This window comes from Neisseria sp. HMSC70E02, assembly GCF_001838645.1.
GTDB lineage: Bacteria > Pseudomonadota > Gammaproteobacteria > Burkholderiales > Neisseriaceae > Neisseria > Neisseria macacae.
Genome location: NZ_KV838100.1, coordinates 88,640 through 110,996, shown reverse-complemented (window position 1 = coordinate 110,996; position 22,357 = coordinate 88,640). Strand labels below are relative to the sequence as shown.

The following is a 22,357-nucleotide window of genomic DNA, read 5'->3' as shown; positions in this document are numbered from 1 at the left end:
TACCACCCGCCCCATGACCACGGACTTCGACATCCCCCTCTTCCTCAAAAACCTGCCCAACCTGCCCGGCGTGTACCGTTTTTTCGACGAAGGCGGCAACGTCTTATACGTCGGCAAAGCGGTCAACCTCAAGCGTCGCGTGTCCGGTTATTTCCAGAAAAACGACCATTCCCCGCGCATCGCATTGATGGTGAAACAGGTTCACCACATCGAAACCACCATCACCCGCTCCGAAGCCGAAGCGCTGATTCTCGAAAATAACTTCATCAAAGCCCTGTCGCCCAAATACAATATCCTCTTCCGCGACGACAAAAGCTATCCCTACCTCATGCTCAGTGGGCATCAATATCCGCAGATGGCATATTACCGCGGCACACTGAAAAAGCCCAACCAATACTTCGGCCCCTATCCCAACAGCAACGCCGTGCGCGACAGCATCCAAGTCCTGCAAAAAGTCTTCATGCTGCGTACCTGCGAAGACAGCGTGTTCGAACACCGCGACCGCCCTTGCCTGCTGTATCAAATCAAGCGCTGCACCGCGCCCTGCGTCGGCCACATCAGCGAGGAAGACTACCGCGACAGCGTGCGCCAAGCGGCCACTTTCCTCAACGGCAAAACCGACGAACTGACCCGCACCCTGCAACACAACATGCAGACCGCCGCCGCCAACCTGCAATTTGAAGAAGCCGCCCGCTACCGCGACCAAATCCAAGCGCTCGGCATCATGCAGAGCAACCAGTTCATCGACAGCAAAAACCCCAACAACCCCAACGACATCGACCTGCTTGCACTCGCCGTTTCAGACGGCCTCGTCTGCGTACACTGGGTCAGCATCCGCGGCGGGCGGCACGTCGGCGACAAAAGCTTCTTCCCCGACACCAAAAACGACCCCGAACCAAACGGACAAGATTACGCCGAAGCCTTCGTCGCCCAACACTATCTGGGCAAAAGCAAACCAGACATCATCATCAGCAACTTCCCCGTCCCCGACGCATTGAAAGAAGCCTTGGAGGGCGAACACGGCAAACAAATGCAGTTCGTAACCAAAACCATAGGCGAACGCAAAGTCTGGCTGAAAATGGCGGAACAAAACGCACAAATGGCGATTGCCCAACGCCGCCTGCAACAAAGCAGCCAGCAACACCGCATCGACGAGTTGGCAAAAATCCTGAACATGAATTCAGACGACCTCAACCGCCTAGAATGCTTCGACATCAGCCACACCCAAGGCGAAGCCACCATCGCCTCCTGTGTCGTGTACGACGAACAAAACATCCAACCCTTGCAATACCGCCGCTACAACATCACCACCGCCAAACCCGGCGACGACTACGCCGCCATGCGCGAAGTCCTCACCCGCCGCTACGGCAAAATGCAGGAAGCCGAAGCCAACGGCGAGGCCGTCAAATGGCCCGATGTCGTATTGATTGACGGCGGCAAAGGACAAATCGGCGTCGCCGTATCCGTATGGGAAGAACTCGGGCTGCACATCCCCTTGGTCGGCATCGCCAAAGGCCCCGAACGCAAAGCCGGCATGGAAGAACTCATCCTCCCGTTCACCGGCGAAACCTTCCGCCTGCCCCCGCACAGCCCCGCCCTGCACCTCCTGCAAACCGTGCGCGACGAATCACACCGTTTCGCCATCACGGGCCACCGCAAAAAACGCGACAAAGCCCGCGTTACCTCTTCCCTCAGCGACATCCCCGGCGTAGGCAGCAAACGCCGCCAAGCCCTGCTCACCCGCTTCGGTGGCCTGCGCGGCGTCGTTGCCGCCAGCAAAGAAGATTTGGAACAAGTCGAAGGCATCAGCAAGGCATTGGCGGAAACCATTTACGAGCATCTGCATTAAACGATAGGGTAAATAAAGCAAGAGGTCGTCTGAAAAGTTTTCAGACGACCTCTTGCTTTATTTGCCATGCCATATCAAAAACAATATTTTTTTAAAACCTTATTAGGAACGTATTGATAAATATCCCGAAATTCTTTCTTTACCGCGCCTGAAGCAGGATTCAGCTTCTCATTTCGTACCAATTTTATTTTATCTTTGGTGACTTCCGACAACGATGCAGCGGTATAGCGGTATTCCCGATGCGAACCTGCCGTCAAACGGTCTCGGGTAAATTCATACTGGTATTTATCCTGTCCCGTTTCCCCATAAAAATCAACATCCATCCTGCAACGTCCTTGCGGTTGGGCAAGCAATACCAACCCGCTTCCCTCCGGACTCAATTCAAAATCCGTCAAATTCCTTTCATAAACTTTTTTCCATTGGGAATGATGATTTTGAGCAGCAAGCAAACCCGAGCTCAAACATAAAACTGAAACCAATAAACCCTTAGCGACATTCATATGATTACACCTAGATTTGAAGAGCCTATTATTAAAGCAAAGAACTAAAAATAATACAATTGGGTTTCAATCAACTCAATCCCGCTCATCAAACAAGCCGACATCAAACAAATCCGGCTCACTCATCCGAGTACGGCAATCAACCTTAATGTCCTCGTGAACCCGACAGCAACACGGCAGAATCTCACCGGGCGCGACAAAGGCCAGCGGGAAATCGTCGTAGGACACCCTGCCGTCCAATATTTTGACGCGACAGGAACCGCAATAGCCGCTGCGGCACTGGTATTCGACCTCGTGGCCGGTGCGCTCCAAGCCCTCCAATAAGGTTTCTCCCTCTTGAAGCTCGAAGGTTTTGTCGTGTGTGCTGATAAGTGCCATTGTTATCTGTTTAAGCGGGAAAGGCCGTCTGCACGGTGTAACTAAAATCTTTGATTTCGTTTCTACACCTGTTCAGACGACCTCTGATGATGGAAATATGGAAAAACCGCCGAGTTTGATTACAGCTCGAAATCGCCCAAATCGTCCGCGCTGACTTCCGAATCGATCTGACCGATTAAGTAAGAAGAAATTTCCACTTCCTGCGGCGCGACTTGTACGTTGTCGGACGACAGCCACGCGTTAATCCACGGAATCGGGTTTTGGGTAGCACCTTCGAATCCTGCGGGCAGACCGACCGCCTGCATACGCAGGTTGGTGATGTATTCGACGTATTGCGCCAAAATTTCCTTGTTCAGACCAATCATCGAACCGTCTTTAAACAGATAGGCCGCCCATTCTTTTTCCTGCTCCGCCGCTTTTTTGAAGAGTTTGAAACATTCGTCCTGCAATTCGACGGCGATTTCCGCCATTTCAGGGTCGTCTGAACCTGCACGCATCAGGTTGAGCATATGCTGGGTGCTGGTCAGGTGCAGGGCTTCGTCGCGGGCAATCAGTTTGATGATTTTGGCGTTGCCTTCCATCAACTCGCGCTCGGCAAAGGCGAACGAGCAGGCGAATGAAACGTAGAAACGGATGGCCTCCAACACGTTGACGCACATCAGGCAGAGATAGAGCTTTTTCTTCAACTCACGCAAAGACACGGTAACGAGCTTGCCGCCGACATTGTGCGTTCCTTCGCCCAACAGGTTGTAATACTGGGTGTATTCGATCAAATCATCGTAATAACAGGCGATGTCTTCGGCGCGGGCAATGATGTATTCGTTCTGCACGATGTCGTCGAACACGACCGACGGATCATTCACGATATTGCGGATAATGTGGGTATAGCTGCGCGAGTGGATGGTTTCGCTGAAGCTCCACGTCTCAATCCAAGTTTCCAACTCGGGAATCGACACCAAAGGCAGTAAGGCAACGTTCGGACTACGGCCTTGGATGGAATCAAGTAAGGTTTGGTATTTTAAGTTGCTGATGAAAATATGTTTTTCGTGTTCGGGCAAGTTGGCGTAGTCGATACGGTCGCGCGACACGTCGATTTCTTCCGGCCGCCAGAAAAACGACAGTTGTTTTTCAATCAGTTTTTCAAATACTTCGTATTTCTGCTGGTCATAACGTGCGACATTCACCGGCTGACCGAAAAACATCGGCTCTTTAAGCGCGTCGTTTTTGGTTTTGGAAAAGGTGCTGTATGACATGACTAGGTGTTCGCAGGACATGGCGGTTTTCTCAGGTTGATTTAAATCTAAAAGTAGAATAGGCGACCTCTAGACTATGCAAAGCAGATAGGTCGTCTGAAAATTTTTATTTTGAGCCTTATTGCAATCGTGGTACAATTTGTCTCAACAAAACGCATGAGCAGGCATGAAACCATTTCAGCGTTTGTCCGGCCTTTTTAGGCTACTAGCCCAAGAGCAGTTATAAAGCGAAGCCTGTACTGACAACCCTTGCTTTTAAGCGAGGGTTGTTTTACTTTGGGCGTTTGATTCTCTTATTAACCAATGTATTATGTAATAACACAAAGAAACCAACCGGTTTTCTCCTTACTTTTGTTCCGTGATTTTCTTTGTAGTCCCCATCCCGTATATATGCACTATTAATGTAAATATGTACATCATGTTTTGGAGATTTGGCTCTTTGAAGTGAAAAGTAAATTTCATAATCTACTTTTTTACCGTTTTTATCCGTTACTGATATGGTCAGAAACTTATCATCAGCCGAAGTGAAATAACATTTGTTTCTACTAATTTCACGCATAATTTGCGGCAACATTTTTGAAACCTGATAACGTTCGAAACAAAAAATTCGTGTTTCTTTAGCCGTTATATAATGCAATGTAGGTTCAATATCTGATAACGTTTCTCCCTTACGTTTATTTTCACCTCTTGTAAAACAATGTGTACTAAACTCGATAATACAGCGGTATCGTTTTTCCGCCGTACCATCACTTTTAGCAGGTTGAATATAGTCACAAGAAAACGCAGTTAAATGCGTTAGATCATATTCAATACCTTGATAATCAAATTTAGGAAAGGCTTTCAATTACTTCACCAAAGCCCTTATCAAATCTTACAAGCACCGCCTGCGCAACCGTCATCCTGAATATCGGTCTGCGTATCGTCCGCGCCGTCACGGGTGTTGTGGTAGTACAGGGTTTTGACGCCATATTTGTAGGCAGTCAGCAGGTCTTTGAGCATTTGTTTCATGGAAACTTTGTTGCCTTCGAATTTGCCCGGGTCGTAGGCGGTATTGGCAGAAATCGCCTGATCGACGAATTTTTGCATCACGCCGACAAGTTTCAGGTAGCCTTCGTTGCCCGGAAGCTGCCATAGGGTTTCGTAGGCGTCTTTCAGGGTTTCAAATTCCGGCACGACTTGTTTCAGGATACCGTCTTTCGATGCTTTGACCGTTACCAATCCGCGCGGCGGCTCGATGCCGTTGGTGGCGTTGGCGATTTGCGAGCTGGTTTCAGACGGCATGAGTGCGGTCAGGGTGGAGTTGCGCAGGCCGTATTTGACGATGTCGGCGCGCAGGCTTTCCCAGTCGCACAACAGCGGTTCACTGCATACGGCATCCAAGTCTTTTTTGTAGGTGTCGATGGGCAGTTTGCCTTGCGAATAAACGGTTTGGTTGAACAGCGGGCATGCGCCGTATTCTTTGGCAAGGTTTACCGATGCTTTAAGCAGGTAATACTGCATGGCTTCAAAGGTGCGGTGGGTCAGGCCGAGCGCGGAATCGTCGCTGTAACGGACGCCGTTTTTTGCCAGATAATAGGCGTAGTTGATAACGCCGATGCCGAGCGTGCGGCGGTTCATGGTCGCGGTGCGGGCGGCTTCGACCGGATAGTCTTGATAATCCAACAAGGCATCGAGTGCGCGCACGGTCAAATCGGCAAGCCCTTCCAGCTCGTCCAAGCTGTTTAATGCGCCCAAGTTGAAGGCGGACAAGGTGCACAAGGCAATTTCGCCGTTCGGGTCGTTGATGTTGTCCAGCGGTTTGGTCGGCAGGGCGATTTCCATGCACAGGTTGGACTGGTGCACGGGCGCGACGCGCGGGTCAAACGGGCTGTGCGTGTTGCAGTGGTCAACGTTTTGGATATAGATGCGTCCCGTTCCGGCGCGTTCCTGCATCAGCGTGGAGAACAAATCGGTAGCCGACAAGGTGCGTTTGCGGATGTTCGGTTCTTGCTCGTATTTCGTGTAGAGACGTTCGAATTCGTCTTGGTCGGCAAAGAACGCGTCGTACAGGCCGGGGACTTCGTTAGGTGAGAACAGCGTGATGTTGCCGCCTTTAATCAGGCGGGTATACAGCAGGCGGTTGATTTGCACGCCGTAATCAAGCTGGCGGATGCGGTTGTCTTCTACGCCGCGGTTGTTTTTCAACACCAACAAGCTTTCGGCTTCGATGTGCCACAAGGGGTAGAACAAAGTTGCCGCGCCGCCACGCACGCCGCCTTGCGAGCAGGATTTAACCGCCGCTTGGAACATTTTGAAAAACGGAATGCAGCCGGTGTGTTGCGCTTCACCGCCGCGGATTTCGCTGCCCAAACCGCGGATGCGTCCGGCGTTGATGCCGATGCCCGCACGTTGGGAAACGTATTTCACAATCGCGCTGGTGGTGGCGTTGATGGAATCCAGACTGTCGTCGCATTCAATCAATACGCAGCTTGAAAACTGACGCGTAGGCGTGCGCACGCCGCTCATGATAGGTGTAGGCAGCGATACTTTAAAAGTGGAAACGGCGTCGTAAAAACGTTTGACGTAATCCAAGCGCGTCTCTTTCGGGTATTTGCTGAAGAGGCACATCGCCACCAAAATGTATAAGAACTGCGGCGTTTCATAAATCTGGCGGGTCACGCGGTTCTGCACCAGATATTTGCCTTCGAGCTGCTTCACGGCGGCATACGAGAAGGTCATGTCGCGGCTGTGGTCGATATAGGCGTTCAGCTCGTCAAACTCTTCGCGGCTGTAATCTTCGATGATGTGGCGGTCGTATTTGCCCGCATCGGTGAGTTTTTTAACGTGGTCGAAGAGATGCGGCGGTTCGAACTCGCCGTAAGCGATTTTGCGCAGGTGGAAAATCGCCAGACGCGCGGCGAGATATTGATAATCGGGCGTATCCTGCGAAATCAGGTCGGCAGCCGCCTTGATGATGGTTTCGTGGATGTCGTCGGTACGGATGCCGTTGTAAAACTGGATGTGCGATTTGAGCTCGACCTGCGATACGGAAACGTTTTTCAAGCCTTCCGCCGCCCAAGTAACAACGCGGTGGATTTTGTCTAAGTCGAGATTTTCCAAACGTCCGTCGCGCTTGGTTACTTTCAAATCAGTCGGTGCATTCATCGTGAGCTTTCTCCATCCTGAAACACAAGATACAGTATGTATTAATATCGAGTGGCACAATATAGTGTATTTTTCGTCGCTTATCCAGTCTTGACAAGGCCGCTGTTTTGAAATCGGGCTTTTCCCAATTTTCTTTCAGACGACCTCTTTCCCTATGATTCAAGCCTTACCGCAAAGATGTGTTTTTTAGCATCAAAACCCTCTTTCGGCTATGCGCTTATGAAATAAGGCAAATTCGGATTTGTGTTAAATTTTGAAAATAAACAGCATGACAACGGATGACATATGCAATATAAGGTCGTCTGAAACGTGATAATTCATGTAGTTTATTATTTTCTCTGTTTGATAATATGTAATGGAAGATGGGTTTCGTCAAAATGCTTTAAATACCCCGCTTGCTTTTTCAGACGACCCATCCTGCCAAATTTCCTTTTTACAAAAGCCATAAATATAATGAAATGCACCCTTTAAATAAACAGGAGTCCGCCATGTTACTGAGAAAAAGCCTTATTCCTGCCCTGTCTGCAGCACTGATACTGGGTTTTGCAACCCAACCTGCCGATGCAGCCATCCGCAAACATCATAAAACCCACCACGCTCAAACCCAAGCCAAACAAAGCAAGCTGCATCCTGTCTGCAAAAAATATCTTGACCGTCGCGCTGCATGGTATAAATCCAAAGGCAACAAAGCCGAGCTGAAAGAAAACGTCAAAGCCCGGAAAGCCTTCCGCCAACTGCCCTATAAAGAACAACGCATCCAATGCCAAGCGGCTTATGAAGCATTTGATGATTTCGACCACAGCAAATTCCGTCGCTAAAACGGATAAAGGTCGTCTGAAAAAACCAAACTGCACCCAAAAGTTGGATATTCCATCCAAACATACGGGTGCAGTTTTTATGACCAAAGTTACGCTTCAAATAACAAACCACATCCCATTATTTATACAGTCGCATAAGGCAACGCAGATGGAGGGCTTCTTTGCGGTATTAAACGAAATGCTCCTACCGTTCAGGAGAATTGACGGTGGACGAATATAATTGTATGGATTACTGCATCTGGGAGCGTTACAGTTTGAAAGTGAAAAAAGCTGGGCCCTGTCGTATACAGCACCCAGCTTATATAGAACGCCTAAATAGGGTTTTATGAACGTCCAAGATTTGGACACAGCCCGGTTTTTCAGACGACCTTTTGACTGTTACGCAAGTTTGATTCGGGAAATTAACGCTCGCTCAATGCCTGTTTCATACGGGTAATCGGTTTGATCAGGTATTGGAAGATGGTTTTTTCGCCGGTTTTAATATCCACTGTGGCAACCATACCCGGAATAATCGGCATGTCTTTACCGTTTTTGTCTTTCAGGGCGTTGTTCTCAGTTTGGACGATGACTCGGTAGTAAACTTGGTTGGGGTCGAGTTTCAAGTCATTGGCGCGGCTTTGCATGGAGTTGCTGACGGTATCTGCGCCGACAAGGGTAACTTTGCCTTCCAATCCGCCATAGATGGAGTAGTCATATGCGCTGACTTTGACCAGTGCGGGCTGTCCTGCGCGGACGAAGGCGATGTCTTGCGGACGGATATAGGCTTCGACAAGGAGTTTGTCGTCAACGGGGACGATTTGCATGATTTCTTCGCCCGGGTTGACTACGCCGCCAATGGTATTGATTTTGATGTTTTTGACGATGCCGCGCATGGGGGAGCGGATTTGGGAGCGGTCGACCGGGTCGGCGCGCATGGCCATGTTTTCTTTGGATTGCGCCAGCTCGGATTCGGATTGCACCAGTTCGTTGTTGGCATCTGTTCTGTAACGGTTGCGGCGTTCGGCAATTTGCAGGGTCAGATCGCTGGATTCGCGGCGCATTTTGAGGAGTTCGACTTCGGACATAACGCCTTGTGCCACCATAGGTGCAGTAATGGCGATTTCGCGGTCAAGCGCCGCTTTGCTTTGTACCAGACTTTGTACGGCATCGGTCATGGCTTGGCGGCGGGCGTTATATGCGGCGGTTTCGCGGCGGCGGAGTTCGGGGCTGACGCTGTTGGGGAACGTGAGTTTGCCGCCGTAAGCTTCGGCTTTCAGGCGGGCGATGGTGGCCTCGAGGTTTTGGACTTTGGCTTCGCTCTCGCGCAATACAGCAAGGCTGCGCGTATCGTCGAGCTTCAGCAGGATTTGGTCTTTTTCGACCAAATCGCCTTCCTTAACCATCATTTGGGTAATGACGCCGGCGTCCAGACTTTGGATGACTTGTTCGCGGCTGCTGGGAATGACATTACCGTTGCCGCGGGTTACTTCTTCGACGGTGCTGTTGTATGCCCATACGACAAAGACGACGAGCAGCAGGAAAAACAGGATGATGACCCAAAATTGGCCGCTGTGTTTTTCTTTTTGCAAGGCTGCATTCAAATCGTTAATGAGATGCAGGTCTTTGGATTTAACGTTGTTTTCGCTCATAATGATGAATCTTCGGTATCTGTTTGTTGTTTTCAAAGAGGTCGTCTGAAACGCTTTCTGCTTGTGTTTTCAGACGACCTTTTCCCTTTTCGTCATGCTTGCGCCGCTTCGCCAGGACGTTGGTTTTCCTGCGCTTGTTGTGCTGCTTTGACTTTGTTTTGCTCGTTTTGCATCAGTTTTTGCAAGACTAAATCGCGCGGGCCGTCCATAACGACTTTGCCGTTTTCCATTACGATGATGCGGTTAACGATTTGCAGCACTTGCGGACGGTGGGTGACCAAGAGCATGGTGCGGTTGCGTCCCCAGTGGGCAATCGCGTTCAATGCCATGCGTTCGGTACCTTGGTCGAGGCTGGTTGTCGGCTCGTCCAAAAGGACAACTTTGGGGTCGCGCAGCGTCATGCGTGCGAGGGCGATGATTTGTTTTTGACCGCCGGACAGACCCAAACCGTCTTCACCCAAAGGCATATCCAAGCCTCTTGGGTGGTTGCGGATGATTTGGTCCAGACCGAAACGTTTGAGTGCGGTCAGCAGGTCTTGGTCGGTCGAATAGCTGTCGGTACGCGCCAAGTCCATGTTTTCGCGCAATGTACCCAAGAAAAGGCGTGGAGATTGGCTGAACAGGAGGACTTGGTTCCGCAGGAAATTCGGATCAAGTTGGCGCATATCGACGCCGTCGAGGGTTACGTTGCCTTTTTCGGTGTCGTACAGACCGCTCGCCAGCTTCAGCATGGTACTTTTACCGCTGCCGATACGTCCGAGGATACCGACTTTTTCACCGGGTCGGATGTTGATGCGCAACTCGTCAACTGCGTTGTTGCTTTCGTTTTTGTATTTGAACGTTACGTTTTCAAAGGCGATATTGCCTTGAACGTTATCCAATGTAATGTATTTGCGTTCGGGACTGCGTTCGATCGGACGGGAAACAATGTCGTTCACGCCTCTTAACGCCAGCTTCGCCTGTTGGAAGCGGGTAGCAAGGCCGGCAACTTGAGCCAACGGCGCCAACGCGCGGCCGGACAGGATGACGGAGGCAATCAGCGCACCCATGGTAATCCGTTCCGCATGGTTGTCGGCATGAATCAGATAGGTACCGACAACGACCAAAAAGACAGTATTGAGCTGCTGCATGGCAACGGCGAAGTTGACCATGAAGTTGCTGGTATCTTTTACTTTGATGGATGAGGCGGAGGTTTTGGCGGTATATTCGTCCCAGCGTTGTTGCGCCCATGAAGTCGCATTGTTGGTTTTCAGGGTTTCGATGCCTTCAATGGCTTCTACGGCAAGGCCTGAACGTTGCGAGCTTTCTTTCATGGATTCGTTAATGTGGCGCGACAAGGGGCGCTGGACGATGAAGCCGACAATGACGACAATCGGAATAATCGCCAAAGGAACCAATGCCAGTTTGCCGCCGACTATCGAAATAACAAAGATAAACAGCAACAAGAACGGCAAGTCCACCAAAGTCAACAGGCTCGCGCTGGTCATGAATTCGCGTACGGATTCAAATTCGCGCAGGTTGTTGGCGTATGAACCGGACGAAGCGGGACGGTCGGCGAGACGCAATGCCATCACGCGGCGGAACAAGGCAGAGCTGATAATCAGGTCGGCCTTTTTACCGGCGATGTCGGTCAAATGGCCGCGTATCATCTTGGCGGCAAATTCGAACAAAATGGCGAGGACAACGCCGATACTCAAAACCCACAGGGTTTCATAGGCTTGGTTGGGAATGACGCGGTCGTACACGTTCATGACATACAACGAGCTGACCAAGGCGAGGAAGTTGATGATGACGGTTGCCAAAATCACTTGATAGTAATAGCTGCGGAAACGCCAAATGACTTTCCAAAACCATGCTTTGGGAAGGTGGTATTCAGGCAGTTCGGAACGTGTGTCCGCCGCCATTTTGGGCTTGATAAACCAGCAGTAACCCAGATACAGACCGGAAAGCTGGTCATGATCAAGCTGCTGCTCCAAGCCATCTACCTGACGGATATGATATTTCCTGTTCCGACCCGAACCTTCGATATTGGTAATGACGGCAGCCTCTTCGTTGTGAAGAATGATCATCACAGGAACGGCAAGCGATGGAATGTCTTCCAGATTGCGCTTGGACAATGTGTTTTCGAAGCCGTGGCTGCGTAAGACTTCGACGAGGGAATGATAGTTAACATTGAGTTTTTTATCCCGCACCACCTCTGCCGTCAGCGCGGCTTCTGACACAGGCGCCCCTAAGAGACGGGTAACCAACACAATATGTTCAATAATTGCTTTCATGATAATTCGCGTAATGAGTAATGATGTTAAGATTTTATGTTATTGCTTCAAGCCTGCCCAATTCGCCATTTGCGCCTGCGCAGCCAGATAATCCAACGCGGCATCGCGGAAGTCGTTGCGCGCCGAAATGTTTTCCTGCTCAATGCTGGACAATTCGTTGTATGCGCCCAAAACGTCGGTCAGCGTGCGGCGGGCGATTTTGAATTGCAGCTCGTAAGTTTTAACCACGTCTTTTTGAGCGGCAATATGTTGCGCGGCAATATCAGCACGGCGTTCGCTCTCGCGCATGTCGATTTCGGCGGTTTGGGTTTTTTCGGTGATGTCGCGCATAATCTGCTCGGATTTCGATTCGGCGGCAATCAGGGCATCGGCATTTTTCTGCACATTATGGCGCGCGGCAACGTCCAAGACATTCCATGCCACATTCAGATAAAGCTGTCTGTTGTCACGGTTCGCATTACCTTCCAGATTTACGGCGGGCAGGCGTTCTGCCTTGGAAACGTCCAAATCTGCCTTCACGCTGTCACGTTCTGCCACCTGCGCCCGATAGGAAGGATTAGTGTTGTTATCGACGGTTTTGAAACGGCGAACCAATGATTCCGCGCTATCGTTGGCAAACGGATCTTCCAAATCTTCTGCTGTCAACTGCCGTCCGGTGTAGCGGGACAAGCGGCTCAACGCCAATTCCATCGTGCGTTGTTGTTGCGCGATGGATGATTCGACCTGCAACAGGCGCGCACGCGCTTCAATGAGTTCGGAACGGCGGCCGCTATCGTATTTCACGATAATATTCAAATCTTTCAGGAGATTATTGTGTCGGACCAAGCTCTGACGGTTGATACGCAGGATTTCTTTCGCGCGCAATGCGGTCAAATAGAGTTTGCCAATGTCGCTGCCCAGACGTTCCTGATTTTCGAAATAACGATGATGGTAGTATTGCTCTCTGTTTTTATCGCGCCGCACCGCCGCATTGATGGCGCCCCATGAATATACATTCAAAGTTCCGCGTATGCCGACACCGTCATTCATATCGTTGCTGGAATATTTGTTTTTCTGCGCCAAAACTTTGGTACCCGTCAGCGTCAACACGGGATAATGGCGCGCACGGGTCGCCTTCGTCGTACTTTTGGCCGAATCTTCGGTTGCTTTTGCTTCCTTCACAATCGGGTCGGACACCATGGCATCCCTTAAAATAGCCTGCAAAGGGTAGGCTTGCGCCGTTGCCGCGCATACTGCCGCGCACACTGCGGCAGCAATTTGCCCGGTGCGGAAAACGGATGTCTTGGGACGATTCAAAAAAGTTTTTTTCTTCATATTATTCACAACAATACGGTTCGTCATTTATCAGATTGGCAGAGGGGTTGCCTGTTGCAAATCAATTTTTTGAGCATATTATCATTAATCGGAATCCCTGTTTTCAGATTGCGATAAAAGGTAGTTATCTGCTCCTGAAAGTAACATGGATGATATTCCTACTATTGCTAAATCACGACACCGTATTAAAAACGAGCAAAAGGTTGTCTGAAAACGACCTCCTGTTTACAGATGTCCGCCAATGATTTGCAACATTTGCGCCAGCACTTTCGGATTGGCTGCCACAATATCGCCGCTTTCCAGCCAGCCTTCATTGCCGGACATATCGGTAACGATACCGCCCGCCTCCTGCACAATCAGCGCACCTGCGGCAATATCCCAAGGTTTGAGGTTGAACTCGAAGAAACCGTCCAAACGGCCAGCCGCTACGGCGCACAAATCCAATGAAGCCGCACCTTCTCTGCGCCCTCCGGCCGTTTTTGCCAAAAAGTCTTTCAAAATAGCCAGATACTTGTCCATCATGCTTTGGTCGACAACAGGGAAGCCGGTACCGATCAAGCAGCGGTTCAACTCAATGCGGGAAGAAACGCGGATACGGCGGTCGTTGAGCAACGCGCCTTTGCCGCGCGAAGCCATGTAAACATCGTTGCGTTCAGGTGCGTACACCAAAGCTTCCTGCAACACGCCTTTGTGCAGCAGTGCCATAGAAATCGCATATTGGGGATGGCCGTGTAAGAAGTTGGTCGTACCGTCGAGCGGATCGATAATCCATTCGTATTCCGCAGAGGCTTTGCCGTGAGAACCGCCTTCTTCGCAAGTGATTTTGTGATGCGGATAGGCTTCTTTAAGCGCTTCCACCAAAATCATTTCAGAATTGCGGTCAACGTCGGAAACGAAATCGTTGAATGCCTTGCTGTCAACTTTGACGGCATCCAGATTGCCGCTTGCGCGGATCATCATCTGCCCGGCTTTACGGGCGGCTTTGAAAGCGGTATTTAAAAACGGATTCATGGGTTTTCTTTCTAAATCAGGTAAAATACCGTCCGGCGCATCTGCACCGGACGCAACGTTTGTACGTTTCCGACGTTGTTAAAGAACATTTCAGACGACCTCTCAAGCTCCAAGGCGAAAGGTCGTCTGAAAACAAAAAGATGGCGTATTATACCCGATTCCCGAACAAACCGAAAACAAAACATGACTTCAACCAAGCCCGAATTGCCTGACTATCTCGGCAACATCCGCATCATCCTCACCCGCACCAGCCATCCCGCCAATATCGGCTCCGCCGCCCGCGCCATGAAAACCATGGGGCTGCACAAACTCACCATCGTCGCCCCGAATTTGATGTCCACGCCGATGACCAAGCAACCGCCCGTTTTCAACCCCGAAAACCCGCAAGATTTCCAACTGCCGGAGGAAAGTTTCATCCTCGCTTCCGGCGCGGCAGACGTATTGCACAACGCCGTAATTGCCGCCACGCTCGACGAAGCCCTCGCCGACACCACGCTCGCCTGCGCCCTTACCAGCCGCCGCCGCGAAATCACCGCCCCGCTGCAAACCCCGCGCGAACTGGTTCCCAAATTATTGCAGGCGGCACAACGCGGAGAACAAGTTGCCCTCGTCTTCGGCAACGAAACCTTCGGCTTGAGCATTGAAGAAGTACAGGCGTGCAACCGTCTGATGACCATCAACGGCAATCCCGACTATTTCTCGCTCAACCTCGCCCAAGCCGTTCAGGTCGTGTGTTACGAAATCTTCAGCCAGACCGATATGCCCATGACCCACCTGCAACAAGAAGACCACGCCGCCACACACGAACAAATCAAAGGCATGGTCGCCCACATGGAAAGCGTCATGGACGACATCGGCTTCTTCAACCGCCGCAACAGCGAACGCCTGATGCGCCGTATGCAAAGCCTGTTCGGCCGCGCTAACACGCAAACCGAAGACATCGACATCCTGCGCGGCTTTTTCAATACCGTCAGCCATCGCTTGAAGAAGAAAGACTGAAAAGGTCGTCTGAAAAATAAAATTGCACCCTAAAAGTTGGACATCCCATCCAGCTTCGGGTGCAGTTTTAAGACCAAATTTATAGTGGAATTAACATAAATCAGGACAAGGCGACGAAGCCGCAGACAGTACAAATAGTACGGAACTGATTCACTTGGTGCTTCAGCATCTTAGAGAATCGTTCTCTTTGAGCTAAGGAGAGGTAACGCCGTACTGGTTTAAAGTTAATCCACTATACATTACATTTCAAATACCAAGTATTAATTCACTACCTGCATATGCATTAATTCAAACTCAGCAACAAATCTCTAAAAGCATTGGGATCTTTAATAAACGTCATTTCACCGGTTTGCGGAAAGTGAAAGTCTAAAAGACGCGACACCCAAAACCGGATACAGCCCGCTCTTTGGGCAATCGGGAAATATTCACGTTCTTCATCAGACAAAGGCCTGATACTTTCATACCCCCTGATAAAAGCATCTTGCAAGGAACTATCCAGCTTGTTCTCGGCTGTTCTTGCCCAGTCATTGACAGCAATGGCCAGGTCATACATAAAATTTCCGTTGCAGGCATAGTAAAAATCGATAAAGCCCGCCACCTTCTCCCCATCCAATAAAACATTATCCTTAAACAAATCGGCATGGATAATGCCTGAAGGCAGATGATTACCCAGATTACCATCTAAATCAGTAATCTCCTTTTGCAGCAAAGCCGCATCATCTTCACTCAATACCGGCAAAAGCTGACTGCAAGCATCGTGCCACCAGCGGTCGTAACGCGGATTGACCATTTTTTGCGGGAAACTCTGTCCGGCAATATGCATTTTTGCCAACATGGCCCCTGTATTGAAACATTGCATTTCCGTTGCCCAGCCGGTATCCGAGCCATTCAGGCAAGTAACCAGACAGGCAGGTTTGCCCACCAAGACAGAATCCAGCTTACCATCCTTGCGTACAATCGGAGCAGGACAAGCCACGCCATTGCTACTCAGATGCCGGCTCAATTCCAGAAAAAACGGCAACTCCTCTTGCTTCAATACCTCGAATACCGTTAAAACGTAACGCCCCGTCGTGGTGGTCAAAAAATAATTGCTGTTTGTAATCCCCTGCGCAATTCCCTGCAACGATACAAAACCGCCCAAATCGTATTGGGTCAAAAACGCCCGCATTTCCTCATCAGAAACACTTGTATAGACAGACATAGTGCAAACCTATCAATAGAAAATATAAGGGGCAATCATACCAAAAAATTCCCCTGCCAAACAGGCAAACGCCAAGCTCGCGCCATAGTCATAAAAAACAAAAAGGTCGTCTGAAAATATTTTCAGACGACCTTTTGCTTGTTGATCTCAATTAAGCTTGTTTATTCCAACGCTCAATCGATTCTTTAATGACTTGTTTCGCTTCTTCAACATCACCCCAGGATTCGACTTTGGTCGTACCTGCTTTTTTCAAGTCTTTGTAGTGGTTGAAATGGAATTCGATTTGCTTGATTAATTGTTGCGGCAAATCAGATAATGTTTTGTACGCATTGCCATTGTTGCGGTCATCGGCAGGAACACAAACGATTTTATCGTCAACCTCGCCGTCATCAACAAATTTCATCACGCCAATGACGCGCGCTTCCAGAAAAATGCCGGTAGCCAATGGCTGCTCTGTCACCAGCAATACATCCAATTCATCGCCATCTTCGTCTAAAGTCTGAGGGATAAAACCGTAGTTTGTAGGTTTGGAAAAAATTGCAGGTTCAACACGGTCGAGTTGGAAAGCCGCTAATTTGCGGTTCCATTCGATTTTATGATTGCTGCCCGCAGGAATTTCGTTCACAACATTAATAATGCCGCTATCGACATCACCCGGCGTCAAGATTTTATTAAAATCTGCCATTTTGCGCTCCTTATAAACAATTGCAAAAGTTAAACGCCGAAAGTATAACAAACAAAAGACATTTCTGGAAATGTCTCGCTTTCCGCCTAATTCATGACGGCAAAATTCTTCCGAACATCTCAAAACCATGAACATAACGGCACAAGGCAGCATTGCTCACAAATTTTATTCGATTTATTTCTAGATTTATTTCTATGTTAAATGTACAAAAACAGCACAAAATAAAAATCGACTCCTATATCAGAGTCGATTTTTATCAGGCTTAATGCCTATCTATGCTTACAGGGCATCTTTCAATGCTTTACCGGCACGGAATTTAGGAGTTTTAGCAGCAGCGATGGTCAGAGGCTCGCCGGTTTTAGGGTTGCGGCCTTGACGTTCTGCGCGTTCACCAACGTAGAAAGTACCGAAACCGACCAGAGTTACGGTGTCGCCTTTTTTCAGAGCGTTGGTTACAGCATTGGTAGTGGCATCCAGAGCTTTTTGGGCGGCAGCTTTAGAAATGCCGGCTTCTTGAGCAATTGCTTCGATCAATTCAGACTTATTCACAATCAGTCCCTTCCTATCGTTGAAAATAATGAAATGCCCGAATACTCGGGGCTTCGTACTTTTGAGTACCTTTGCGCTTTATAGCAATTCTGAAAATACCGTGTCAAGCAAAAAATGCGGAATTGCCCTATTTTACAGGCTTTCAAGGCAAACCCGCATCTTTTGCAACACATTTTTTACAAAATCAGTGTTTGGTCGCTTTCGCCCTTGACTTAGGCTTGGCGGTTTCAACCTGTGCCTCTTCGGTACTTAAAGGCGCAACCCAAGGTGTCGGCTGGCTTTCCAATCCCAAAGCGAGGACTTCGTCTATCCATTTGACCGGATGGATGGTCAGGCCGGTTTTCACGTTTTCAGGGATTTCTTCCAAGTCTTTGACGTTGTCTTTCGGAATCAGGACGTGTTTGATGCCGCCGCGCAAGGCAGCCAACAGTTTTTCCTTCAAACCGCCGATTGGCAAGACTTCGCCGCGCAGGGTGATTTCGCCTGTCATCGCCACATCGGCGCGCACCGGAATTTTGGTGAAGGCAGACACCATCGCCAAGGTCATGGCGATACCTGCGCTCGGGCCGTCTTTCGGCGTTGCGCCTTCTGGAACGTGAACATGGATGTCTTTTTTCTCGTAAAAATCAGGAGCCAAACCCACTGATTCTGCACGGGAACGGACAACAGACCATGCCGCGGACACAGATTCCTTCATCACGTCGCCCAACTGGCCGGTACACTGGATCACGCCCTTGCCCGGCAATGCTACGGCTTCGACAGTCAGCAATTCGCCGCCGACTTCCGTCCACGCCAAACCGGTAACCTGTCCGATACGGTTTTCACTTTCGGCAACGCCGTAATCGAAGCGGCGCACGCCCAAGTAGTCATGCAGGTTTTTCTCATTGACTTTAATCGCTTTAGGCTTGGCTTTGCTGGTTTTCTTGGTTTCAGACGACCTCTTCTTATCTTCGTTCAAGGTAATCTGCATCACCACCTTGCGGCAGATTTTGGCAATCTCGCGATCGAGCGAACGTACGCCGGCTTCACGGGTGTAATAACGGATGATATCGCGTACCGCGCTTTCCTCTACGACCAATTCGCCTTCTTTCACGCCGTTGCGTTTCATTTGCTTCGGCACGAGATACTGCATGGCGATATTGATTTTCTCGTCTTCGGTATAACCGGACAAACGGATGATTTCCATGCGGTCGAGCAATGGGGTCGGAATGTTCAAGCTATTAGATGTGGCGATAAACATCACATCGCTCAAGTCGTAATCCACTTCCGCATAATGATCAGCAAACTTGTTGTTTTGCTCAGGATCGAGCACCTCAAGCAACGCGCTGGCGGGATCGCCTCGGAAGTCGCTGCCCAATTTGTCGATTTCGTCGAGCAGGAACAGCGGATTCTTCACGCCTGCCTTAGCCATGTTTTGCAGGATTTTGCCGGGCATAGAGCCGATATAGGTACGGCGGTGGCCGCGGATTTCGCTTTCGTCGCGCACGCCGCCCAAAGCCATGCGGACGTATTGGCGGCCTGTTGCTTTGGCAATGGATTCGCCCAAAGAGGTTTTACCCACCCCCGGAGGACCGACCAAACACAGAATCGGACCTTTGAGTTTGTCCATACGTTTTTGGACGGCGAGGTATTCCAAAATCCGTTCTTTGACTTTTTCCAAGCCATAGTGGTCGGCGTTCAACACCAAATCGGCTTTGGCGATGTCTTTGCTGACACGGGATTTTTTCTTCCACGGCAGCTCAAGCAAAGTATCGATGTAGTTGCGTACCACGGTGGATTCCGCAGACATAGGCGGCATCATTTTGAGTTTTTTCAGTTCAGACAGACATTTCTCTTCGGCTTCTTTGGTCATGCCCGCTTCTTTGATTTTTGCTTCCAACGCATCCAGTTCGCCGCGTTCGTCTTCTTCGCCCAATTCTTTCTGAATCGCTTTCACTTGCTCGTTCAGATAATACTCGCGCTGGGATTTTTCCATCTGGCGTTTGACACGGCCGCGGATGCGTTTTTCGACCTGCATGATGTCCAGTTCAGATTCCAACTGGGCAAGCAGAAACTCCATACGGCCAATAATGCCGAAAGTTTCCAAAATCTGTTGGCGCTGCTCCAGTTTCAACTGCAAATGCGCCGCAATCGTGTCCACCAAACGGCTGTTATCATCGATACCATTGATGGTATTGATGATTTCGGCAGGGATTTTTTTATTCAACTTGGCGTATTGGTCAAACTGGGTAAGCAGCGTGCGGCGAATGGCTTCAATATCGGGATTGTCCGCATCCGCATACTCGTTGACAGCTTCAACATGTGACAGGAACAGTCCGCCACTCTCTTCAATGGTCAACACTCTGCCGCGCCGGATACCTTCGACCAACACTTTTACCGTGCCGTCAGGCAGCTTCAACACCTGCAAAACCTGCGCGACCGTACCTGTACGGTGCAAATCGGACGCCGTCGGATCTTCGGTGTTCGGGTCGATTTGCGCCAGCAAAAACACCGGATCGTCATTCGCCATTGCCGCTTCCAATGCCGCAATGGATTTCGGGCGGCCTACAAACAGCGGCAACACCATGTGCGGATAAACGACGACATCGCGTAAAGGCAGGGTTGCCAGTGCGCTGTATTCCTCAAAATGTTTTTCTTTTGTCGGCATATTGTTCTCTACTTGGTAATAAATTCGGAATGTGGCTTAAATTGGGATGGAAAAGCGTATTTCAAGACTTGAAAAAGCCGATGTACGCTTCTATTTTTATCGGCAACTTTTTGCGATAAAATACACGCCGTTCGAGGTCGTCTGAAAGGCTGGAAACTTTTCAGACGACCTCTCGGCATACAGCACATCAGGAGTCAGCCATGACCGACCAAACCTCACTCATCGAATTCCCCTGCCAATTCCCCATCAAAGTCATGGGCAACGCGCATCCCGAATTTGAAAAAAATATCCTGGAAACCGTCCGCCAGCACGCGCCCGATACCGAACCCCACCACATCACCACCCGTCAAAGCAGCAAGGGCAACTATACCGGCGCAACCGTCAAAGTAAACGTCGAAAGCAAAGAGCAACTGGACAAAATCTACCGCGCCCTGACCGATCACGAAATGGTGAAAGTAGTGTACTGATATGAAAATCGTGCATAAAGGCTTGGTCGAGTACCAACCGACTTTCGAAGCCATGAAAGCGTTCAACGCAGCCCGCGACGAACATACCGAAGACGAATTATGGGTGGTCGAGCATCCGCCCGTCTTCACACAAGGCCTGGCAGGCAAACCGGAACACCTCCTGATCCGCGACGACATACCCGTCGTCCAAATCGACCGGGGCGGACAAATCACCTATCACGGTCCCGGCCAGTTGGTCATCTACACCATGATCAACTTCAAACGCCGCAAAACTAGCGTCCGCAACATCGTTTCCGCGCTTGAAAACAGCATCATCGCCACTTTGGCGGAATACGGAATCGAAGCGGCGGCAGACCCGAAACGCCCCGGCGTTTATGTCGGTGAGCGCAAAATCGCCTCACTCGGTTTGCGCATCAAAGACGGTTCCGTCTATCACGGCCTGGCATTAAACGTAAACATGGACTTAAGCCCGTTTACCCACATCAATCCCTGCGGCTATGCCGGCATGGAAATGACACAAATCGCGGATTTTGTCCAACCCTGTCCCACCTTGGACGAGGTTGCACAAAAACTGACCGCACACCTCGAGACACAACTCACACCGAAAGCGAACAATTAATGAGCGAAATCAAAGTTGACGATCCCAAACGCGGCGTCAAACTCAAAGGCGCGGACAAAACCGCCCGCATCCCCATCAAAGTCGTCCCCCTTCAGGAAAAACTGAAAAAGCCCGAATGGATACGCGCCAAGCTGCCGTCACGCAAATTCTTTGAAATCAAAGATATTTTGCGCGAACAAAAAATGCACACTGTTTGCGAAGAAGCCTCCTGCCCGAATATCGGCGAATGTTTCAGCAAAGGCACAGCGACCTTCATGATTATGGGCGATATTTGTACCCGACGTTGCCCGTTCTGCGACGTGGGACACGGCCGCCCGAATATGCTTGACCCCGACGAACCGAAACACCTCGCAGAATCCGTCAAAGCCATGAACCTGCGTTACGTCGTCATCACCTCCGTTGACCGCGACGACCTGCGCGACGGCGGCGCACAGCATTTCGCCGACTGCATCAAAGCCATCCGCGAAACCAGTCCGAACACCAAAATCGAAATCCTCGTTCCCGACTTCCGCGGCCGCTTGGACATCGCGCTGAAAATCCTTGCCGAAACCCCGCCCGACGTGATGAACCACAACTTGGAAACCCATCCGAGCCTGTACAAAAAAGCCCGTCCGGGTGCCAACTATCAACACTCCCTCGACCTGCTGCGCCGCTACAAAGAAATGATGCCGCACATCCCGACCAAATCCGGCATCATGGTCGGCTTGGGCGAGACAGACGAAGACGTGCGCGAAATCATGCGCGATATGCGGGCGCACAATATCGAGATGATTACCATCGGCCAGTACCTCCAGCCTTCAGACGGACACCTGCCCGTCTTGCGCTACGTCACGCCCGACCAGTTCAAAATCTTCGAAAAAGAAGCATACGAACTGGGCTTCACCAATGCCGCCATCGGCGCCATGGTCCGCTCAAGCTACCATGCCGACGAGCAGGCTGCCGAAGCATTGCGCGAAAGTCATGGTGGTGGTTGCGGTCATCACTGATAACAAAAGGTCGTCTGAAAATTTTCAGACGAC

19 protein-coding genes are annotated in these 22,357 nt (G+C 50.1%); 6 read left to right on the top strand and 13 right to left on the bottom strand.

What is annotated here, in order from left to right; all coding sequences use genetic code 11:
* Positions 1-13: 13 nt before the first annotated feature.
* The gene (gene uvrC, locus HMPREF3277_RS07730) at positions 14-1,849 is read left to right on the top strand and encodes an excinuclease ABC subunit UvrC (protein WP_070870625.1); all 1,836 of its coding nucleotides are present in this window, start codon (positions 14-16) and stop codon (positions 1,847-1,849) included.
* 74 nt (positions 1,850-1,923) lie between these two features.
* Here uvrC and HMPREF3277_RS07725 read toward each other — a convergent pair whose 3' ends face one another.
* The 5 genes from HMPREF3277_RS07725 to nrdA all read right to left on the bottom strand — a co-directional run bounded on the left by HMPREF3277_RS07725 (position 1,924) and on the right by nrdA (position 7,124).
* Positions 1,924-2,349, bottom strand: a complete 426-nt coding sequence (locus HMPREF3277_RS07725) for a hypothetical protein (protein WP_049224762.1) — start codon at positions 2,347-2,349, stop codon at positions 1,924-1,926.
* Positions 2,350-2,424: 75 nt separating this feature from the next.
* Positions 2,425-2,727 (bottom strand): class I ribonucleotide reductase maintenance protein YfaE, encoded by a 303-nt coding sequence (yfaE, locus tag HMPREF3277_RS07720; RefSeq protein WP_049224761.1) that lies wholly within the window; start codon positions 2,725-2,727, stop codon positions 2,425-2,427.
* 119 nt (positions 2,728-2,846) lie between these two features.
* Complete coding sequence (nrdB, locus tag HMPREF3277_RS07715) at positions 2,847-3,980, bottom strand: class Ia ribonucleoside-diphosphate reductase subunit beta (RefSeq protein ID WP_003756859.1); 1,134 nt, start codon at positions 3,978-3,980, stop codon at positions 2,847-2,849.
* A gap of 271 nt (positions 3,981-4,251) precedes the next feature.
* Positions 4,252-4,824 carry a hypothetical protein gene (locus HMPREF3277_RS13795; protein WP_094113503.1) on the bottom strand — a complete coding sequence of 191 codons (573 nt, stop codon included), beginning with the start codon at positions 4,822-4,824 and terminating at the stop codon, positions 4,252-4,254.
* Between the two features lie 20 nt (positions 4,825-4,844).
* On the bottom strand, positions 4,845-7,124 hold the full coding sequence (nrdA, locus tag HMPREF3277_RS07710) for a class 1a ribonucleoside-diphosphate reductase subunit alpha (RefSeq protein ID WP_070870624.1): 2,280 nt from the start codon (positions 7,122-7,124) through the stop codon (positions 4,845-4,847).
* A 488-nt stretch (positions 7,125-7,612) separates the two neighbouring features.
* On the opposite strand from nrdA, the gene HMPREF3277_RS07705 reads away from it, so the two are divergent.
* Complete coding sequence (locus HMPREF3277_RS07705; RefSeq protein ID WP_070870623.1) at positions 7,613-7,942, top strand: stress response protein; 330 nt, start codon at positions 7,613-7,615, stop codon at positions 7,940-7,942.
* Positions 7,943-8,343: 401 nt separating this feature from the next.
* Here HMPREF3277_RS07705 and HMPREF3277_RS07700 read toward each other — a convergent pair whose 3' ends face one another.
* The 4 genes from HMPREF3277_RS07700 to HMPREF3277_RS07685 form a co-directional block, all read right to left on the bottom strand.
* Positions 8,344-9,570: an HlyD family type I secretion periplasmic adaptor subunit gene (locus tag HMPREF3277_RS07700; RefSeq protein ID WP_003756845.1), complete on the bottom strand. Its 1,227-nt coding sequence runs from the start codon at positions 9,568-9,570 to the stop codon at positions 8,344-8,346.
* Positions 9,571-9,662: 92 nt separating this feature from the next.
* Positions 9,663-11,846: a type I secretion system permease/ATPase gene (locus HMPREF3277_RS07695; RefSeq protein WP_003767962.1), complete on the bottom strand. Its 2,184-nt coding sequence runs from the start codon at positions 11,844-11,846 to the stop codon at positions 9,663-9,665.
* Positions 11,847-11,885: 39 nt separating this feature from the next.
* Positions 11,886-13,187 (bottom strand): TolC family protein, encoded by a 1,302-nt coding sequence (locus HMPREF3277_RS07690; protein ID WP_070870621.1) that lies wholly within the window; start codon positions 13,185-13,187, stop codon positions 11,886-11,888.
* Between the two features lie 198 nt (positions 13,188-13,385).
* Entirely contained in the window at positions 13,386-14,171 is a 786-nt protein-coding gene (locus tag HMPREF3277_RS07685) for an inositol monophosphatase family protein (RefSeq protein WP_003767904.1), read from the bottom strand.
* A gap of 183 nt (positions 14,172-14,354) precedes the next feature.
* Between HMPREF3277_RS07685 and HMPREF3277_RS07680 the strand changes: the two genes are divergently transcribed.
* Positions 14,355-15,170: an RNA methyltransferase gene (locus HMPREF3277_RS07680; protein WP_070870619.1), complete on the top strand. Its 816-nt coding sequence runs from the start codon at positions 14,355-14,357 to the stop codon at positions 15,168-15,170.
* A gap of 283 nt (positions 15,171-15,453) precedes the next feature.
* On the opposite strand, the gene thrB is transcribed toward HMPREF3277_RS07680, so the two are convergent.
* The 4 genes from thrB to lon form a co-directional block, all read right to left on the bottom strand.
* The gene (gene thrB, locus HMPREF3277_RS07675) at positions 15,454-16,371 is read right to left on the bottom strand and encodes a homoserine kinase (RefSeq protein WP_049231388.1); all 918 of its coding nucleotides are present in this window, start codon (positions 16,369-16,371) and stop codon (positions 15,454-15,456) included.
* A 151-nt stretch (positions 16,372-16,522) separates the two neighbouring features.
* Positions 16,523-17,056, bottom strand: coding sequence for an inorganic diphosphatase (locus HMPREF3277_RS07670; protein WP_003767967.1), 534 nt, complete (start codon positions 17,054-17,056; stop codon positions 16,523-16,525).
* A gap of 279 nt (positions 17,057-17,335) precedes the next feature.
* Positions 17,336-17,605 carry an HU family DNA-binding protein gene (locus tag HMPREF3277_RS07665; protein ID WP_003677477.1) on the bottom strand — a complete coding sequence of 90 codons (270 nt, stop codon included), beginning with the start codon at positions 17,603-17,605 and terminating at the stop codon, positions 17,336-17,338.
* Between the two features lie 184 nt (positions 17,606-17,789).
* The gene (lon, locus tag HMPREF3277_RS07660) at positions 17,790-20,252 is read right to left on the bottom strand and encodes an endopeptidase La (RefSeq protein ID WP_049225371.1); all 2,463 of its coding nucleotides are present in this window, start codon (positions 20,250-20,252) and stop codon (positions 17,790-17,792) included.
* A gap of 200 nt (positions 20,253-20,452) precedes the next feature.
* Here lon and HMPREF3277_RS07655 point away from each other — a divergent pair, with 200 nt between their 5' ends.
* From HMPREF3277_RS07655 to lipA, 3 genes are read left to right on the top strand one after another with little or no spacing between them, the layout of a single operon-like run.
* Positions 20,453-20,719, top strand: coding sequence for an HP0495 family protein (locus HMPREF3277_RS07655; protein ID WP_003756826.1), 267 nt, complete (start codon positions 20,453-20,455; stop codon positions 20,717-20,719).
* A 1-nt stretch (position 20,720) separates the two neighbouring features.
* Positions 20,721-21,338 (top strand): lipoyl(octanoyl) transferase LipB, encoded by a 618-nt coding sequence (gene lipB / locus HMPREF3277_RS07650; protein WP_039408479.1) that lies wholly within the window; start codon positions 20,721-20,723, stop codon positions 21,336-21,338.
* Positions 21,338-22,324, top strand: a complete 987-nt coding sequence (lipA, locus tag HMPREF3277_RS07645; protein WP_003778467.1) for a lipoyl synthase — start codon at positions 21,338-21,340, stop codon at positions 22,322-22,324. Before lipB ends, lipA begins: the two co-directional genes overlap by 1 nt.
* Positions 22,325-22,357 lie beyond the last annotated feature (33 nt).

What these genes read in the sequence shown, in the direction of transcription:
- uvrC (WP_070870625.1), top strand. Translation starts at nt 14, where the DNA reads ATGACCACGGACTTCGACATCCCCCTCTTCCTCAAAAACCTGCCCAAC.
- HMPREF3277_RS07725 (WP_049224762.1), bottom strand. Translation starts at nt 2,349, where the DNA reads ATGAATGTCGCTAAGGGTTTATTGGTTTCAGTTTTATGTTTGAGCTCG.
- yfaE (WP_049224761.1), bottom strand. Translation starts at nt 2,727, where the DNA reads ATGGCACTTATCAGCACACACGACAAAACCTTCGAGCTTCAAGAGGGA.
- nrdB (WP_003756859.1), bottom strand. Translation starts at nt 3,980, where the DNA reads ATGTCATACAGCACCTTTTCCAAAACCAAAAACGACGCGCTTAAAGAG.
- nrdA (WP_070870624.1), bottom strand. Translation starts at nt 7,124, where the DNA reads ATGAATGCACCGACTGATTTGAAAGTAACCAAGCGCGACGGACGTTTG.
- HMPREF3277_RS07705 (WP_070870623.1), top strand. Translation starts at nt 7,613, where the DNA reads ATGTTACTGAGAAAAAGCCTTATTCCTGCCCTGTCTGCAGCACTGATA.
- HMPREF3277_RS07700 (WP_003756845.1), bottom strand. Translation starts at nt 9,570, where the DNA reads ATGAGCGAAAACAACGTTAAATCCAAAGACCTGCATCTCATTAACGAT.
- HMPREF3277_RS07695 (WP_003767962.1), bottom strand. Translation starts at nt 11,846, where the DNA reads ATGAAAGCAATTATTGAACATATTGTGTTGGTTACCCGTCTCTTAGGG.
- HMPREF3277_RS07690 (WP_070870621.1), bottom strand. Translation starts at nt 13,187, where the DNA reads ATGACGAACCGTATTGTTGTGAATAATATGAAGAAAAAAACTTTTTTG.
- HMPREF3277_RS07685 (WP_003767904.1), bottom strand. Translation starts at nt 14,171, where the DNA reads ATGAATCCGTTTTTAAATACCGCTTTCAAAGCCGCCCGTAAAGCCGGG.
- HMPREF3277_RS07680 (WP_070870619.1), top strand. Translation starts at nt 14,355, where the DNA reads ATGACTTCAACCAAGCCCGAATTGCCTGACTATCTCGGCAACATCCGC.
- thrB (WP_049231388.1), bottom strand. Translation starts at nt 16,371, where the DNA reads ATGTCTGTCTATACAAGTGTTTCTGATGAGGAAATGCGGGCGTTTTTG.
- HMPREF3277_RS07670 (WP_003767967.1), bottom strand. Translation starts at nt 17,056, where the DNA reads ATGGCAGATTTTAATAAAATCTTGACGCCGGGTGATGTCGATAGCGGC.
- lon (WP_049225371.1), bottom strand. Translation starts at nt 20,252, where the DNA reads ATGCCGACAAAAGAAAAACATTTTGAGGAATACAGCGCACTGGCAACC.
- HMPREF3277_RS07655 (WP_003756826.1), top strand. Translation starts at nt 20,453, where the DNA reads ATGACCGACCAAACCTCACTCATCGAATTCCCCTGCCAATTCCCCATC.
- lipB (WP_039408479.1), top strand. Translation starts at nt 20,721, where the DNA reads ATGAAAATCGTGCATAAAGGCTTGGTCGAGTACCAACCGACTTTCGAA.
- lipA (WP_003778467.1), top strand. Translation starts at nt 21,338, where the DNA reads ATGAGCGAAATCAAAGTTGACGATCCCAAACGCGGCGTCAAACTCAAA.